At 62.8% G+C, this 15,115-nt stretch carries 14 protein-coding genes; 11 read left to right on the plus strand and 3 right to left on the minus strand.

The window, feature by feature from the left end; translation table 11 throughout:
• The first annotated feature begins 51 nt into the window (after positions 1-51).
• From ACO06F_RS11435 to ACO06F_RS11470, 8 genes are read left to right on the plus strand one after another with little or no spacing between them, the layout of a single operon-like run.
• Positions 52-957 carry a carbohydrate ABC transporter permease gene (locus tag ACO06F_RS11435; protein WP_421696664.1) on the plus strand — a complete coding sequence of 302 codons (906 nt, stop codon included), beginning with the start codon at positions 52-54 and terminating at the stop codon, positions 955-957.
• A gap of 5 nt (positions 958-962) precedes the next feature.
• Positions 963-1,820 (plus strand): carbohydrate ABC transporter permease, encoded by an 858-nt coding sequence (locus ACO06F_RS11440; RefSeq protein ID WP_421692885.1) that lies wholly within the window; start codon positions 963-965, stop codon positions 1,818-1,820.
• Entirely contained in the window at positions 1,817-2,896 is a 1,080-nt protein-coding gene (locus ACO06F_RS11445) for an ABC transporter ATP-binding protein (protein ID WP_421692886.1), read from the plus strand. Before ACO06F_RS11440 ends, ACO06F_RS11445 begins: the two co-directional genes overlap by 4 nt.
• Positions 2,889-4,007: an ABC transporter ATP-binding protein gene (locus ACO06F_RS11450; protein ID WP_421692887.1), complete on the plus strand. Its 1,119-nt coding sequence runs from the start codon at positions 2,889-2,891 to the stop codon at positions 4,005-4,007. The genes ACO06F_RS11445 and ACO06F_RS11450 overlap by 8 nt, the downstream gene beginning before the upstream one ends.
• Complete coding sequence (locus ACO06F_RS11455) at positions 4,004-5,560, plus strand: FGGY family carbohydrate kinase (RefSeq protein WP_421692888.1); 1,557 nt, start codon at positions 4,004-4,006, stop codon at positions 5,558-5,560. Before ACO06F_RS11450 ends, ACO06F_RS11455 begins: the two co-directional genes overlap by 4 nt.
• A 25-nt stretch (positions 5,561-5,585) precedes the next feature.
• Positions 5,586-6,593, plus strand: a complete 1,008-nt coding sequence (locus ACO06F_RS11460; protein ID WP_421696665.1) for a 2-hydroxyacid dehydrogenase — start codon at positions 5,586-5,588, stop codon at positions 6,591-6,593.
• Positions 6,594-6,607: 14 nt separating this feature from the next.
• On the plus strand, positions 6,608-8,092 hold the full coding sequence (locus tag ACO06F_RS11465) for a glycerol-3-phosphate dehydrogenase (RefSeq protein ID WP_421692889.1): 1,485 nt from the start codon (positions 6,608-6,610) through the stop codon (positions 8,090-8,092).
• A 48-nt stretch (positions 8,093-8,140) separates the two neighbouring features.
• Positions 8,141-8,731, plus strand: coding sequence for a MarR family winged helix-turn-helix transcriptional regulator (locus ACO06F_RS11470; protein WP_421692890.1), 591 nt, complete (start codon positions 8,141-8,143; stop codon positions 8,729-8,731).
• Here the strand turns inward: ACO06F_RS11470 and ACO06F_RS11475 are convergent.
• From ACO06F_RS11475 to ACO06F_RS11485, 3 genes are all read right to left on the minus strand, one after another.
• Positions 8,728-9,477: a sulfite exporter TauE/SafE family protein gene (locus tag ACO06F_RS11475; protein WP_421692891.1), complete on the minus strand. Its 750-nt coding sequence runs from the start codon at positions 9,475-9,477 to the stop codon at positions 8,728-8,730. The two genes, ACO06F_RS11470 and ACO06F_RS11475, sit on opposite strands and share 4 nt — an antisense overlap.
• Before the next feature lie 47 nt (positions 9,478-9,524).
• Positions 9,525-11,132: a phosphoenolpyruvate carboxykinase gene (locus ACO06F_RS11480; RefSeq protein ID WP_421692892.1), complete on the minus strand. Its 1,608-nt coding sequence runs from the start codon at positions 11,130-11,132 to the stop codon at positions 9,525-9,527.
• A gap of 130 nt (positions 11,133-11,262) precedes the next feature.
• Complete coding sequence (locus tag ACO06F_RS11485) at positions 11,263-11,976, minus strand: HugZ family protein (protein ID WP_421692893.1); 714 nt, start codon at positions 11,974-11,976, stop codon at positions 11,263-11,265.
• 107 nt (positions 11,977-12,083) lie between these two features.
• Between ACO06F_RS11485 and ACO06F_RS11490 the strand changes: the two genes are divergently transcribed.
• Genes ACO06F_RS11490 through ACO06F_RS11500 form a run of 3 tightly spaced genes read left to right on the plus strand, consistent with a single transcriptional unit; the run spans position 12,084 to position 15,061 of the window.
• Entirely contained in the window at positions 12,084-12,782 is a 699-nt protein-coding gene (locus ACO06F_RS11490; protein WP_421692894.1) for a response regulator transcription factor, read from the plus strand.
• Between the two features lie 25 nt (positions 12,783-12,807).
• On the plus strand, positions 12,808-14,604 hold the full coding sequence (locus tag ACO06F_RS11495) for a stimulus-sensing domain-containing protein (protein ID WP_421692895.1): 1,797 nt from the start codon (positions 12,808-12,810) through the stop codon (positions 14,602-14,604).
• On the plus strand, positions 14,597-15,061 hold the full coding sequence (locus tag ACO06F_RS11500) for an HPr kinase/phosphorylase (RefSeq protein ID WP_421692896.1): 465 nt from the start codon (positions 14,597-14,599) through the stop codon (positions 15,059-15,061). The genes ACO06F_RS11495 and ACO06F_RS11500 overlap by 8 nt, the downstream gene beginning before the upstream one ends.
• The last annotated feature ends 54 nt before the right edge of the window (positions 15,062-15,115 follow it).

The raw sequence follows: 15,115 nt of genomic DNA on the forward strand, positions 1-15,115 counted from the left end.
ACCTTCATTTTCGCGTATCCGGTTTCCAGAATGACAGCCGCCGCCACAGAGATGCGCACGCCCATCAAGCAGAGCCGCTTCATGCGCAGGGCCTTGCCCTACATCCTCTCGCTTCCGGCACTTCTGATGTGCATCGGGATCCTCATCCCGTTCTTCACTGCCGTCTATTATTCCATGCTGCGCTACCGGATGAACCTGCCCGCCATGAAGGGCTTCATCTGGTTCCAGAACTACACGAACTTCTTCACGGATCCGAAGTTCTGGAACACCGTCTATATCTCGCTCACCTATGCCTTCCTCACCGTGGGGCTTGAGCTGCTGCTGGGACTTGGCATCGCACTTCTGCTGCAGCGCCCCTCGCGCTTCAACAATATCGCCTCAATTCTCTTGCTCCTGCCGCTGATGACAGCGCCGGCACTGGCCGCGTTGATGTGGAAGCTGATGACGCATCCGGATTTTGGCGTGCTGAGCTATCTCTTGACGCTGATCGGCATTCACGATTTCAAATGGGCATCGGACCCCGCAACGGCGCTGTTCACCGTGGTGCTGGTGGACATGTGGGTCTACACGCCCTTCATCATGATCCTGCTGCTGGCGGGGCTTCGCTCGCTCCCCAAAGCCCCCTTCGAAGCCGCAGCACTTGACGGCGTGCCGCGCAGCTTCGTGTTCTTCCGCATCACGCTTCCCATGCTGATGCCCTATATCATCACGGCAACACTGTTCCGCCTGCTCGACTCGATCCAGCAATTCGACATCATCTATGCGATGACGCAGGGCGGGCCTGGCGACAAGCTGCTGGTCTTTCAGGTGCAGGCCTATCTCGACTTCTTCCAGGCCACCAATGTGGGGCGCTCGGCGGCACTCATGGTGATCCTGTGGGCCATCACCTATGCGCTGTCCAACGTCTTCATCAAGCAGTGGCTCAAACTTCGCGAACGCGCCCACGGAGCGCATTGATCCCCATGGACCACACGTCAAACCTCGAGAAGATCATCCGCAGCGTGCTGATCACGCTTGTGCTGGTGTTCTTCCTCTTCCCCATCGCCTGGATCTTCCTGATGTCGCTCCAGACGAACGAGACAATCCTGCGCATTCCACCGTCGATCGCCTTCACGCCGATCATCGACAATTACACGGCCCTCATCACCGGCCAGCTGCGCACGGCTGCGGGAAGCCTGCAATTGAACTTCATGCAGAACATGTTCAACTCGGTGCTGCTGTCCACCTGCTCGGTGGCGCTCTCGCTGGTGCTGGGTGTGCCTGCGGCTTATGCCTTCGCGCGCTTCAAGTTCCGGCTGGGAGAGGATATTGCCTTCACGCTCCTCTCCTTCCGCTTCGCGCCCGCCCTTCTGGTGTTGCTGCCGTTGAGCCTCTATTTCAAGACGCTGGGCCTCACCAATACTTACATCGGCCTGATCTGGGTCTATCAGCTGATCTGCCTGCCGCTGATCCTGTGGATCGTGCGCGGCTATTTCGAGGACATCAGCCCCGACATCGAACACGCCTACCGGATTGCGGGCAACAGCTGGTGGAAGACCTTCACCAAGATCTCGATCCCACTGGCAAAGCCCGGCATCGCTGCGGCGGGCCTCCTTGCTTTCATCTTCGCCTGGAACAATTTCGTCTTCGCGCTGATCCTGGCCTCGGCTGATAAGCAGCCGGTCACCGTGGGTGCGCTAGCCTTCGTCACCGCATCCGGCATTCAATACGGGCAGATCGCCGCCGCGATCATCATCTCGATCACGCCCACGCTGGCGCTCGCCCTTTATGCGCAGCGCTATCTGGTCGAGGGCCTGTCCATGGGCGCGGTGAAGGGATGAGCCAGCTTGCCATTCAATCGCTGTCCAAATCCTATGGCGCCTTCAAGGTGTTCGACGGGCTGAACCTTGCGGCGGACGCGGGCGAGATCGTCGTCATCTTCGGCGGCTCCGGCACCGGCAAGACCATCCTGCTGCGCCTCATCGCTGGGGTGGAGGAACCGACGAGCGGCGCTATCTCGATTGGCGGGCATGACGTCTCCGACATTGCGCCAGAGCACCGCGGCGTGGGCATGGCCTTCCAGAACTTCGCGCTGTTCCCGCATATGTCCGCTGCCGAAAACATCGCCACACCTTTGCGCGCCGCAGGTGCAGCGGAAGACAAGGTGAAGGCGGGTGTGGCGAAGGTCGCCAAGCTTCTGAAGATCGACCATGTGCTGAACCACTCCCCGCGGGAGCTTTCCAACGGGCAGAAACAGCGAACCGCATTGGCCCGCGCCCTTGCCGCCAGCCCGCAGATCCTGCTGCTTGACGATCCCTTGCGCAATGTCGACGCCAAGCTGCGCTTCGAGATGCGCCTCGAACTGCCGCGCCTCTTGAGGCAATCAGGTGCGACGGTGCTTTACGTGACGCAGGATTATAAGGAGGCAATGGCGCTGGCGGACCGGATCGCGGTGCTTGCGGATGGCCGCTTCGTGCAGACGGCAACACCGGAAAACATTTACATGCAGCCCGCAACCATCGGGGTTGCACGGCTGTTCGGCGATCCTTCGATCAACACCGCAGAGACTGTCATCACGGCAGATCAATCGGGAGTTCATGTGAAACTCGGTGGCGCGCAGGTGCCAATCGCCGAAAGCTACCGGGCGCATGCGGGCCGCGCGGTGATCTTTGGTGTCAGGCCAGAAGCTGTCGACATCAGCGGCGGCCACGGCCTTGCGGCAGAGGTTGTGGCGGTGACGCCGCTCAATGAGCGCACCGTGCTGCTGCTCAAGACCGAGAGCGGCTGGGAATTCCTCGCGTCACTCCCCTCCAACGCAGCGAGCATTCCGGAGGCTGGATCCAAACTTCACGCCCGCTTTGGCGCCGAGGGCACGCATATTTTCGACCGAGAGACGGGAGTGCGCCTCGATGGCTGAACTCATCATCAGCCAGGTGGACAAGATCTACCACTCCCGCAAGGGCCATGTGCATGCGGTGAAGGCGCTAGACCTGACCGTGGCAGAAGGCGAGATCGTTGCCCTTCTTGGCTCTTCCGGATGCGGTAAAACCTCGACGCTGCGGATGATTGCGGGCTTCGAGGAGGTTTCCAACGGATCGATCACGCTGGGTGGCAAGCCCATTCACACGCTGGCACCTGCGGCGCGGGGCGTTGCCATGGCGTTTGAGGCCTATTCGCTCTACCCGCCGCTGACCATTGGCGAGAACATGTCCTTCGCGCTCAAATCTTCGAAGCTTTCGCAGGCGGAGCAGCAGGCGCGCGTCACATCCATGGCCGCGATGCTGGAGATATCCGACATCCTCAACAAATACCCGTCCTCCGTGTCGGGTGGCCAGCAGCAGCGCGCGAGCTTGGGCCGCGCACTGGTGCGCGATGCAGGCCTCTATCTTCTGGATGAACCGATGGGCCAGCTCGAGCCGCAATTGCGCGCGGTGCTGCGCGGCCGCATCAAGCATTATCTGCGCGAGCACAAATGCACGACCATCCTCGTCACCCATGACCAGACGGAGGCCAATGCGCTGGCGGACCGGATCGCGGTGATGGAAGGCGGCGTGCTGCAGCAGTATGCGACACCTGCGGAACTTAAAGTTAGACCCGCCAACCTCTTCACCGGCACATTCATCGGTGAGCCGCCGATGAATGTCTTCACCGCCGATGTGAAAACTGCCGCAGACCAGGTGAGCTTCACGGTCGAGGGCGGCACGACCCTCTCCTATCCGGCAGATGAACTCTCGGCGCCTTTGCGTGCGGCGCTGGCCAAGACGCCGAAGATCGCACTCGGCATCAGGCCGCATGCGCTGCATCTGGGGGATGGTCCCGTCAAAGGCAAGGTGATGGCGTGCCAATGGCTGGGGGATCAAACGCATGTGGCGGTCGATGTTGCGGGGCGCACCGTCGTCTCGGTGTCGCAGGAACGCGTGTCACGCGCACCGGGCAGTGACGTGAGCCTGAATGTTGCAGCGCGCGATCTTCATCTTTTTGATGGGGAAACGGGCGTGGCGATTGCCCATGGGGGCACGCTCGCATGAATGAGGGCATTCTAATCGGCATCGATGCCGGAACCTCCGTCATCAAATCCGTGGCCTTCACGACAACGGGTGAGCAAATCGCAGCGGCGGCCATTCCCAACCGTTATGTCACCTTCCCCGATGGCGGGGCCGAGCAGGACATGGCCCGCACCTGGGCCGATGCCGCCGCCACGCTGAAGCAACTTGGCGAGAAGATCCCGAATCTGGCCGACCGCCTCATCGCCATTTCGGTGACGGGCCAGGGCGATGGCATGTGGTTGATCGACAAGGCAGGTGAGCCCGTGGCGCCCGCCTGGCTGTGGCTCGATGCGCGCGCGGCCGGCATCACGGAAGACTTCGTGGCAGGCCCGCATTACCTCGCGCATTACCAGCGCACCGGCACGGGCGTGAACGCCTGCCAGATGAGCATGCAGCTGGCCTGGATGACGCGCCATCGGCCTGACATTCTGGCTCGCGCAGCCACGGGCTTTCACTGCAAGGACTGGCTCTACTTCAAGCTTACGGGGGAGCGCCGCACCGATCCATCGGAAGCCAATTTCACCTTCGGGCAATATGCAACCCGCACCTATCAGCCGGACGTGCTCGATGCGCTGGGTGCACCGGATGCCAAGCGGCTGCTGCCCGAGATCGTCGAAGGCACGCAAGTGGCGGGCGGACTCACGCCGGAAGCTGCGGCATTGACGGGCCTCAAGCCCGGAACGCCCATCACCCTTGGTTATGTGGATGTGCTGTGCACCGGGCTGGGCGGCGGGCTTTATGATCCGAAGGGTGAGACGGGCTGCACCATCGTGGGCTCCACCGGCATGCATATGAAGATTGCGCCGACGGCTGCCCATGTGAAGCTCAATCAAGAGCTTTCAGGCTACACCATGTGTTTCCCCGTGCCCGGCATGTATGCGCAGATTCAGTCCAACATGGCTTCCACCCTTAACATCGATTGGCTTCTCGATGTGGGCCTCGATGTGCTGGCCTCGCAAGGCGTTGAGAAATCGCGCGCGGACCTGCTTCATGGGCTTGATGCGCGGCTGATGGCGGCAGAGCCGGCGCGCGCCATCTTCCACCCCTATATCTCGCAGGCCGGTGAGCGGGGCCCCGTGATGGAGCCCGCGGCACGCGCCATGTTCTCAGGCCTTGAGCTTGGCATGGGCTATGCCGATCTCATGCGCGCCGTGTTCGAGGGCTTATGTTTTGCCTCGCGGGATTGCTATTCGGCGATGGGCGAGATCCCGCGTGAAGTGCGCGTCACCGGCGGTGCGGCGCGCTCGGCGGCACTGCGCATCATGTTGGCGAGCAGCCTCAAGGCCAATGTGCGGAGCGTGCAGCGAGATGAGGCCGGGGCCGCCGGTGCCGCCATGATCGCCGCTGTGCAACAGAAACTTTACCCCGACATGGATGCCTGCGTGGCAGCCTGGGTGAACCCCCTTCTCGGCAGCATCACGTCGCCTGACGAGAACCTCTCCCGCCGCTATGACGGCGCCTTCGATATCTACAAGCAAACCCGAGAAACAATGCGCCCCATCTGGCGCGCCATGGTGGCCAATCGTGCTTCGTAAAATCTCCGTCATCGGTGACCGTTTCATGCTCTCGTCCATGTTCGAGGAGGCTTTGCGCGAGCGCTGCCGCCTGTTCGAGCTCGATATCCGCAGCCATGACATGCCCTGGCCTGATGAGCCGATGGAGCATGGCTATGCCGTTCAGGGCATGGACGGGTTGAAGGAATATATGGGCAGTGCCGATGAGGTGGTGGAACTCACCGGCGACGCCGAGATTCTCGTGACCCAGCTTGCGCCCCTGTCAGCCTCGATCATGGACCGGCTGCCTGCGCTCAAGTTCGTCGCGGTCTCACGCGGCGGGCCGGTCAATATTGACATGAAGGCAGCGCGGGAGCGCGGCATCACGGTGGTCAACACGCCGGGCCGCAATGCCTCGGCGGTCGCTGAATTCACCATTGGCGCGATTCTCTCGGAAACGCGCAAGATCACCAAGGGCCATGATGCGCTGCGCCGTGGCGAATGGCGGGGCGATCTCTACCGGGCGGATCTCACTGGCCAGGAACTCTCCGAGATGACGGTGGGATTGATCGGCTATGGCGAAGTGGGCCGCCGCGTGGTGAAGCTGTTGAAGGCCTTCGGCTGCCGCATTCTGGTGAGCGACCCTTATGTGCAGTTGACGGCGGAGGATCTGAATGACGGCGTCATGCAGAGCTCGCTTGAGCGCGTGCTGGCCGAGTCCGACGTGATCTCGCTGCACCCGCGCGTGACGGCGGAGACGGCGAAGATGATCAACAAGGACACGCTCTCGCAAATGAAGGATGGCGTCTATTTCATCAACACGGCGCGCGGGCCTTTGGTCAATTATGATGATCTCTATGAGGCGCTGGTCTCGAACAAGCTGGCGGGCGCGATGCTCGAGACCTTCGATGTGGAACCCGTGCCGCCGGACAATCGCTTCCTCAAGCTCGACAATGTGACGCTGACGCCGCATATCGCCGGCGCCTCCGTCAAGACGGTGAGCTATGCCGCGGGCCTCGCGGCGGAGGAAGTGCGCCGCTATCTCAGCGGTGAGCCTGCGCTCAACAGGTGCTGAGGGAACAGCCTCTGATGCAGGAGATGAAGCCGGTCGATCTCGTCGTCATCGGAGGGGGCGTCAACGGTGCCGGCATCGCGCGCGATGCGGCGGGGCGCGGCCTCTCCGTTATCCTCTGCGAGAAGGACGATCTGGCGCAGGGCACCTCCTCGCGCTCCGGCAAGTTGATCCATGGCGGGTTGCGCTATCTCGAATATTATGAATTCCGCCTGGTGCGCGAGGCGCTGATCGAGCGTGAGGTGCTGCTCAATGCCGCCCCGCATATCGTCTGGCCCATGCGCTTCGTGCTGCCGCATTCACCCGAGCAGCGCCCGGCCTGGCTCGTGCGGCTGGGCCTGTTTCTCTATGACCATCTGGGCGGCCGCAAGAAACTGCCGGGCTGCCGCAACATTGATTTGCGGCGCGACCCGGAAGGAAAACCCATCCGTAGCGACTACACCCGCGCCTTCGAATATTCCGACTGCTGGGTGGATGATGCGCGGCTTGTCTCCCTCAATGCACTGGATGCGAAGGAGCGCGGCGCCATCGTGATGACGCGCACTGCCGCGAGTTCAGCACGCCGTGTCGACGGCGCGTGGGAGGTCGCGTTCACCGCTGCCGATGGCCGCCAGTCGAAGGTGCGCGCCAGGGCCATTGCCAATGCGGCAGGGCCCTGGGTCGAAAATGTCATCAATGGCGTTGCGGGCTCCAACTCGCCGCGCCGCGTGCGCCTGGTCAAGGGAAGCCATATCGTCGTCCCCAAATTCTGGGAGGGGCCGCAGGCCTATCTCTTCCAGAACACGGACAAGCGGGTGATCTTCGTCAATCCTTATGAAGGCGATATGGCGCTGATCGGCACCACGGATATTCCCTATGATGGCCGTGCCGAGGATGTTGCAGCCGATGGCCGCGAGATCGACTATCTGCTCGCGGCCGTGAACCGCTATCTCAAGGTTCCGATTGCAAAGGATGCGATCATTCATTCCTTTTCGGGCGTGCGCCCGCTCTATGATGACAATGCGGAGAACCCTTCGGCCGTCACGCGGGATTATGTGTTCGATCTTGACGGAGATCCGCCCATGCTCTCCGTCTTCGGCGGCAAAATCACAACCTACCGGAAACTCGCGGAACACGCGCTAGACAAGCTTCAGCCCTTCTTCCCCAAGATGCAGGCGCCGTGGACGGCAAAGGCGCCGCTGCCCGGGGGCGACATGCCGGGGGCAGATTTCGAAGGCTTCCTGTCCAGCCTTCGCACGTCCCATCCGTGGCTGCTGGACTCGCTCGCTCGCCACTATGCGCGGCTCTACGGCACGCGTACGAAACAGCTTCTGAACGGTGCTTCAAATCTCACAGCGCTCGGCCGGCATTTCGGCGGCGAGCTTTACGAAGCGGAGATCGCCTATCTTCGGGCGTTCGAATGGGCTGAGACAGCAGCAGACGTGCTGGAGCGCCGCACCAAGCACGGTCTGCATCTGACGGCGGAGCAGCGCGCCGCAGTCACCCGCTTCATCGACGGCTGAGGCAGATTCCCCTCGCGCCATCACGGGCTTTGTGGAAGCATTGTGCGCATGAGCAGTGACGAGGAAGATAACGCGCATGGCCACATGATCGTCTGGCCGCTGGAGCGGCTTGGGCGGGTTATGCGGGCGCGTGAGCATGAGGGCGGCCTCAACCCCGCGCAATGGGAGGCGCTGCGCTTCCTGGCCCGCGCCAACCGATTCTCGGATTCGCCAAGCGCCCTTACGCGCTATCTTGGCGCCACCAAGGGCACCATTTCACAAACACTGATGGCGCTGGAGCGGAAAGGCTATATCGCCAAGGCCGCGCGGGCCGGCGGGCGGAAATCACTGCGGCTGAGCCTGACGGAGAAGGGCCGCGAGGCCCTGTCGCGTGATCCGTGGGCCGATATCGCCCGGAGCATTGACGCGCTGGGCGGCAAGACCAGGCGGCGCCTTCACCGTGGCCTTGACGAGGTTCTTGACGCCGAGTTGAAGCGGGCGGATCTCGCCAGTTTCGGTGTCTGCACCACCTGCCGCTTCTTCCGCGAGAAAGGCAGCACGGGGCAAACACCGGGCCCCCATTTCTGCATGCTGTTCGAGGACGGGCTGACGGAGCAGGACTCCGTCCTCATCTGTATCGCACATGCCGCCGCCCATTAGCGCCAGATGGGCAGACTCATTGCCACCGAGGCGGCGATCAGCGCAAAACACAGGCGGCGGAAGAGGACGGGGCTTGCCAGATGGAAGGCGCGCGCGCCTACGAAGAGGCCCAGCGCATAGGCCGGTGCCACCATGGCCGCAAGCCACAGGCTCTGTGCGGTGATGAGCCCGGCGAAAAGATAGCTCACGAAGGTGAAGACGGTGGTCGCGCCGAAGAACAGGATGATGCTGGCGCGCATGGTTCCGTGGCTTTCCTTGCCGGAAAGCCAGTAGGCGACGACGGGCGGTCCCGTCATCTGCGCCAGTCCGCCAAAAAGCCCGGCCACTCCACCTATCACGGCCGTGACGCCCGGGCGCGGCGTTCCGTGATAGCGCCAGCCGGAGGCAAGCAGCAGCAGCATGGATGAGGCAAGGGCCGCAATCACCCAGCGCAGCGTCAGCGGATCGGCATGGTCCAGGATGAAGGCGCCGAGCGGCACGCCGATGATGGCACCAGCCGCCATAAGCCCCACATCCCGCCGCCGCGCCAGACGCCAGGCGCGCGGCAGGAATCCGAGAGAGAGAATGCCGTCTGCCACGAGGAGAACGGGCGCGGCAACGGCAGGTCCCACCAGGGCGCTTGCAGCCGGCATGAAGATCAGCGCAGCGCCGAAGCCCGAGAAGCCACGCGCCGTTCCGGCCACGCCTGCAACCAGGATGGTGAGCACGAGGGTGAGGACGCTGAGATGTTCAAACGAAAGCGGCACGGGCCGTTCATGAGCCCGCGTTGACTGTTTCGCAAGCTGCCCCCTGCCTATTCGGCGGCGATCTGGGCTGCGGGGCTTGCGGCCTTCACCTCGGGCCCCACCTTGGCTTCGAACCTGGCGAAGTTCTTGACGAACATGCCGACAAGCGTCCTGGCCATCGCATCATAGGCGCGGGGGTCTGACCAGGTTGCGCGCGGGTTGAGGATTTTGGGGTCCACACCAGCCACGGCTTCCGGCACGGCAAAGCCGAAATTCGGGTCCGTCCGCATCGGCACATCGTCCAGCTTGCCTTGCAGTGCGGCATTCAGAAGGCTGCGCGTCACCTTGATCGGCATGCGGTGGCCTTCGCCATAGGCGCCACCCGTCCAGCCGGTGTTGACCAGCCAGCAGGAAACGCCATGCCGGGCGATCAGGTCACGCAGCAATTCGCCGTAAACCTGCGGGTCGCGCGGGATGAAGGGCGCACCGAAGCAGGTGGAGAAGGTTGCCTGCGGTTCGGTGATGCCGCGCTCAGTGCCCGCCACCTTGGCCGTATAGCCCGAGAGAAAGTGATACATGGCCTGCGCCGGCGTCAGCCTGGCAATGGGCGGCATCACGCCGAAGGCATCCGCCGTCAGCATCACGATGGTTTGGGGGATAGGTGCCGTTCCCGTCTTGCTGGCATTGGGAATGGCGGACAAGGGATAGGCTGAGCGCGTGTTCTCCGTCAGCGCGCCATCATGCAGGTCGAGCTTGCGGGTATGCGGGTCGATCTTCACATTCTCGAGCACCGTGCCCCACATTTCCGTGGTGGCATGGATCTGGGGCTCAGCCTCCTTCGAGAGCTTGATGACCTTGGCATAGCAGCCGCCCTCGAAGTTGAAGAGGCCGTTCCCGGACCAGCCATGCTCGTCATCGCCCACCAGCGTGCGCGTGGGTTCGGCCGACAGCGTGGTCTTGCCGGTGCCGGACAGGCCGAAGAACACCGCGCTGTCGCCCTTGGGGCCCACATTGGCGGAGCAATGCATCGGCATCACGCCCTGCTCGGGCAGCAGAAAATTGAGCACGGTGAAGACCGCCTTCTTCATCTCGCCCGCATATTGCGTGCCGCCGATGAGGACGAGGCCATTGGCAAGGTCGAGGGCGATCACCGTTTCGCTGCGGGTGCCGTGGCGGGCAGGATCCGCCTTGAAGGAGGGCAGATCGATGATTGTGAGCTTCGGTGCAAACCCCGTCCGGTCCTTCGGCACGATCAGCAAGTGCTGGATGAACAGGGAATGCCAGGCGAATTCCGTGATGACGCGGGTCGGAAGCTGGTAGGCAGCCTCTGCCCCGGCGGCGAGGTCCTGCACGAAGAGGTTCTTGAGCCGGGCATGGGCCATGAAATCCTTGCGCAGCGTCTCGAACTGCGCCGGGCTCATGGGCTTGTTGTTGTCCCACCAGATGGTGCGTTCAGTCATTTCGTCCCGCACCACGAATTTGTCATTGGGGCTGCGGCCGGTGTGCGGGCCGGTGGTGACCACGAGGCCGCCACCTTCGGCCACGAGGGCCTCCCCCCGCGCCACCGCTTCCTGATAGAGCACAGCGGCCGGCGCATTCCACGAAATCCTGTCCACCCAGGTGAGTCCAAGGGCGGCGAGTTGAGCGCGAATGAGAGCGTCCGTCGCGGTGTCCATCAGGTCCTCCTGCAGCTTTGAACCACAACAGTAGAGACCCGCAATGGGGTCCTGCAAGTGTAAAATGATGGGAAAGCTGACTTTACATCAAAAATGAGCGGTAACGTACATCATTATCTGCGTGCATAGCCTATTCGCGGGACCTCTCCCCCAGCTTCGCCAGCGTGCTGCGCAGGGCGCCGCCCGTGTAAACGGGAGTTTCGAAGGGCAGCCGCAGCACCTCTTCGCCCCGCCGCAAGTCCGCGCCATCAGGGTCCAGCGCTGCGATTTTCCAGCCTCCGGGCGTGGCGCCGAGAAGCTTTCCAGCATAGCGCTGGATGGCATCTGCATGATCATCGTTCATATGGGCCACGGCACTCTCCTCCAGAGCGGTCATCTCATCGGCTGAGGGAAACATCTCATCGGCCGGAATGGTTTCGATCCGCCCGAAACCTGCCACCGCATGGGCACGCTCCGGTTCCAGCCGCCAGAAGGCGAAATCGCCGAACCCTGCATAGAGCTCCGCTGCCGGGTGGCGGGCGAGATAACGGCGGTTGATCGATCCCTGCTCCACCTTCACAAAGCGCCCCATCACCGTGACTCGGGGTCCCGTTAGGGCATCGCCGCTCGCCGGCACTTCCGCCACCATCACGCTTCCCCGCGGGTCCGCCAGCAGGTTGCGGGTGTGCCAGGCGAGGGTGGAAATGAGGAGCACGGGGCACCCCTGCACATCCGTCGCGAGGTTCACGAGCGAAGCATAGGGGACCCCGTCATCGGCATTGATCGTTGCGAGCGTGCCGGTGCGGGCGCGCCTGAGCAGGTTGCGGGCCTCGTCTCCGCTGAAACTTCTGCGTTCATTCATCATCTGACCTCGCAATTGTGGCGGAGAGCACTTATCATCATTGCCACATTTTGTTCCAGTTCCGCCCCTAGTGCCAATGGAAGGACATAGTTTAAGGGATGAACAAGAAGATGCCCACGATCGCCCTGGTCGATGATGACCGCAACATTCTGACCTCCGTCGGCATGGCACTTGAGAATGAGGGCTATAGCGTTCAGAAATACAATGACGGCGCGGCAGCTCTTCAGGGGCTTCAGGACAATCCGCCGGACATGGCCATCTTCGACATCAAGATGCCGCGCATGGACGGCATGGAGCTTCTGCGCCGCATTCGCCAGAAGTCTGACCTGCCGGTCATCTTCCTCACCTCCAAGGATGACGAGATCGATGAATTGTTCGGCCTCAAGATGGGCGCGGATGACTTCATCAAGAAGCCGTTCTCGCAGCGGCTCCTGGTCGAGCGGGTCAAGGCGGTGATGCGCCGCGTAGCCAACCGTGACGTGGCGCAGACGCCGCAGGAGGCAGCCAAGGTCATCGAGCGTGGAAAGCTCTCGATGGACCCTGACCGCCACTCCTGCACCTGGGACGGCAAGCAGGTGACGTTGACGGTCACGGAATTCCTCATCCTCCAGTCGCTCGCCCAGCGCCCCGGCATCGTGAAGAGCCGCGATGCCCTGATGGATGCAGCCTACGATGACCAGGTCTATGTGGATGACCGCACCATCGACAGCCACATCAAGCGGCTCCGCAAGAAGTTCAACGCGGTCGATGCCGATTTCGATGGCATCGAAACCCTCTATGGTGTGGGCTACCGCTTCAAGGAGCAATGAGGGCCGGCTTTCGGCCTGACAGGCCATGCTTGACAAGGTGATGCCAGCGGACCCCGCCGACCGTGCCGATGCCGAGGAGTCGGCGGAAGCCGGAAGCGGCGAAGCTGCGCCCGCAAAGCGAAGCCTGCTGCGCAGGCTCGGGCCCCACCGGCTGACCAGCCGTATCGTGCTGCTGAACCTCCTCGGCCTCATCGTGCTGGTGGCTGGCATTCTCTATTTCAACCAGTTCCGCCAGGGTCTCATCGACGCGCGGGTGCAAAGCCTCACGACCCAGGCGCAGATCATCGCTGCGGCGGTGGCAGGCTCTGCCACGGTCGACACCGGTTCGATCGCCATCGACCCGGATTCGCTCGCCGACACCAATGACGAAGCGATGACCGATTCCGACCAGCTCTCGAGCCTCGATTTCCCGATCGACCCGGAAGCAGCCGGCCCCGTGCTCAAGCGGCTGCTTGCCAACACCACCGTCCGTGCACGGATCATCGACAAGGACGGCAACCTCGTTGTCGACAGCCGCTTCCTTTATACGCGTGGCGACATCATCCAGTCCGACCTTCCGCCGATTGATGGCGAGCACGGCCGCTATAGCATCCAGGCGCTGTGGAACCGCTTCGTCAACTGGACCTTCAGCTATGATTACCCGAAGCAGCTCGAATACGGCCTCGACAACGGCAAGGATTTTCCCGAAGTGGCGGCGGCCCTCAACGGCGCCAAGGTAAGCCTCGTCAGGCTCAATGACCGCGGCCAGATCATCGTGCTGGTGGCGGTGCCTGTTCAGCGCTTCCGTGCCGTTCTGGGTGCCCTCGTGCTGGCCACCACCGGCGGCGAGATCGACGATGTGCTGCGGGCCGAGCGCCAGGTGGTGCTGATGACCTTCGCCTTCGTGGCACTGGTCACGATCCTGCTCTCGATCATGCTGGCTTCCACCATCGCTTTGCCGCTCCGCAAGCTGGCGGCGGCGGCGGAACGGGTGCGGCGCGGTATCAACAAGCGCGTGGAGATTCCAGACTTCTCCGCCCGCGGCGATGAGATCGGCGATCTCTCGGGCGCGGTACGCGACATGACCAACGCGCTTTACAACCGCATCGCCGCCATCGAGGCTTTCGCGGCGGATGTGAGCCATGAGCTGAAGAACCCGCTCACTTCGCTGCGCAGCGCCGTCGAAACGCTGGCCTATGCCAAGACGCCGGAGCAGCGCGAGCGGCTGGTCGAAATCGTGAACCATGACGTCAAACGTCTTGACCGGCTGATCACCGACATTTCGGATGCCTCGCGTCTGGATGCGGAGCTGGCACGCGGTGAGGCGCAGGCCTTCGACCTGTCGCAGCTTCTCGAATCGATCACCACCTATGCCAATGACACCGCCAAGGAAGGCCAGGCAGAGGTTGAATTCGAAATCGCCAAGCCGCCGCCCGGCATGGACCGCGCCAAGGCCTACACCATCATGGGCCACGATTCACGCCTCGGTCAGGTGGTGCGCAATCTGATCGACAATGCACGCTCCTTCACCAAGCCCGGCACCAAGCTCAACGTGCGGGTCCGCCGCACGGGGCCTGACGTTGAATTCCGCGTTGATGATTGGGGCCCGGGCATCCCACCCGATAACCTGGGGCGGATCTTCGAGCGCTTCTACACCGACCGGCCCGAAGGCAGCTTCGGCTCCAACTCCGGCCTCGGGCTTTCGATCTCGCAGCAGATCGTCGATGCGCATAAGGGCCGCATCTGGGCCGAGAACCGCTATGGCAAGCCAGACGGTGATGGCGTGAGGCCGGTGCTGGGCGCGCGCTTCCTCGTCCGCATTCCGGCGGCCGCCCATGCATGAAGAGGCGATCATCCACGGCACCTGCCTCGCCATTGGCGAGGATGGGGTGCTGCTCCTCGGCAAGCCCGGCACCGGTAAATCCGACCTCGCATTGCGGTTGATCGATCAGCCAGGCTTCGGCCTTTCGGGCGAGCTGCGCCAGGCGCGGCTGGTGGCGGATGATCAGGTCCAGATCCACCGCGTGGACCAGGCGCTGATCGCGTCTGCTCCCGCAGCACTTGCGGGCAAGCTCGAAATCCGCGGGCTGGGCATTGCTGAACTTGAGGTGAAGGCTTTCGTCCGATTGCGGCTTGCCGTGAGGTTGACGCCGTCCGCCGAAATCGAGCGGCTTCCGGAGCTGGGCCGCTCACGCATGGAGATCCTCGGAACCGGCATTCCGTTGATCCTTCTGGACCCGGAAACGGCGTCCGCTCCCGCCCGCCTGAGGGCAGCGCTGGACCAATTTGTCACCCGCTGAATGCATATTGCATCGCTTGCCTGTTAGAGGCATTGTTCGCAACCCTAAACGGCG

The organism is Aestuariivirga sp. (assembly GCF_965227715.1).
In the GTDB taxonomy this organism is placed as follows: Bacteria; Pseudomonadota; Alphaproteobacteria; order Rhizobiales; family Aestuariivirgaceae; genus Aestuariivirga.

Excerpts from the sequence above, each read along its gene's own strand:
- ACO06F_RS11455 (WP_421692888.1), top strand. The coding sequence starts at position 4,004 with ATGAATGAGGGCATTCTAATCGGCATCGATGCCGGAACCTCCGTCATC.
- ACO06F_RS11445 (WP_421692886.1), top strand. The coding sequence starts at position 1,817 with ATGAGCCAGCTTGCCATTCAATCGCTGTCCAAATCCTATGGCGCCTTC.
- ACO06F_RS11440 (WP_421692885.1), top strand. The coding sequence starts at position 963 with ATGGACCACACGTCAAACCTCGAGAAGATCATCCGCAGCGTGCTGATC.
- ACO06F_RS11480 (WP_421692892.1), bottom strand. The coding sequence starts at position 11,132 with ATGGACACCGCGACGGACGCTCTCATTCGCGCTCAACTCGCCGCCCTT.
- ACO06F_RS11465 (WP_421692889.1), top strand. The coding sequence starts at position 6,608 with ATGCAGGAGATGAAGCCGGTCGATCTCGTCGTCATCGGAGGGGGCGTC.
- ACO06F_RS11500 (WP_421692896.1), top strand. The coding sequence starts at position 14,597 with ATGCATGAAGAGGCGATCATCCACGGCACCTGCCTCGCCATTGGCGAG.
- ACO06F_RS11460 (WP_421696665.1), top strand. The coding sequence starts at position 5,586 with ATGCTCTCGTCCATGTTCGAGGAGGCTTTGCGCGAGCGCTGCCGCCTG.
- ACO06F_RS11470 (WP_421692890.1), top strand. The coding sequence starts at position 8,141 with ATGAGCAGTGACGAGGAAGATAACGCGCATGGCCACATGATCGTCTGG.
- ACO06F_RS11490 (WP_421692894.1), top strand. The coding sequence starts at position 12,084 with ATGCCCACGATCGCCCTGGTCGATGATGACCGCAACATTCTGACCTCC.
- ACO06F_RS11435 (WP_421696664.1), top strand. The coding sequence starts at position 52 with ATGCGCACGCCCATCAAGCAGAGCCGCTTCATGCGCAGGGCCTTGCCC.
- ACO06F_RS11450 (WP_421692887.1), top strand. The coding sequence starts at position 2,889 with ATGGCTGAACTCATCATCAGCCAGGTGGACAAGATCTACCACTCCCGC.
- ACO06F_RS11495 (WP_421692895.1), top strand. The coding sequence starts at position 12,808 with ATGCTTGACAAGGTGATGCCAGCGGACCCCGCCGACCGTGCCGATGCC.
- ACO06F_RS11485 (WP_421692893.1), bottom strand. The coding sequence starts at position 11,976 with ATGATGAATGAACGCAGAAGTTTCAGCGGAGACGAGGCCCGCAACCTG.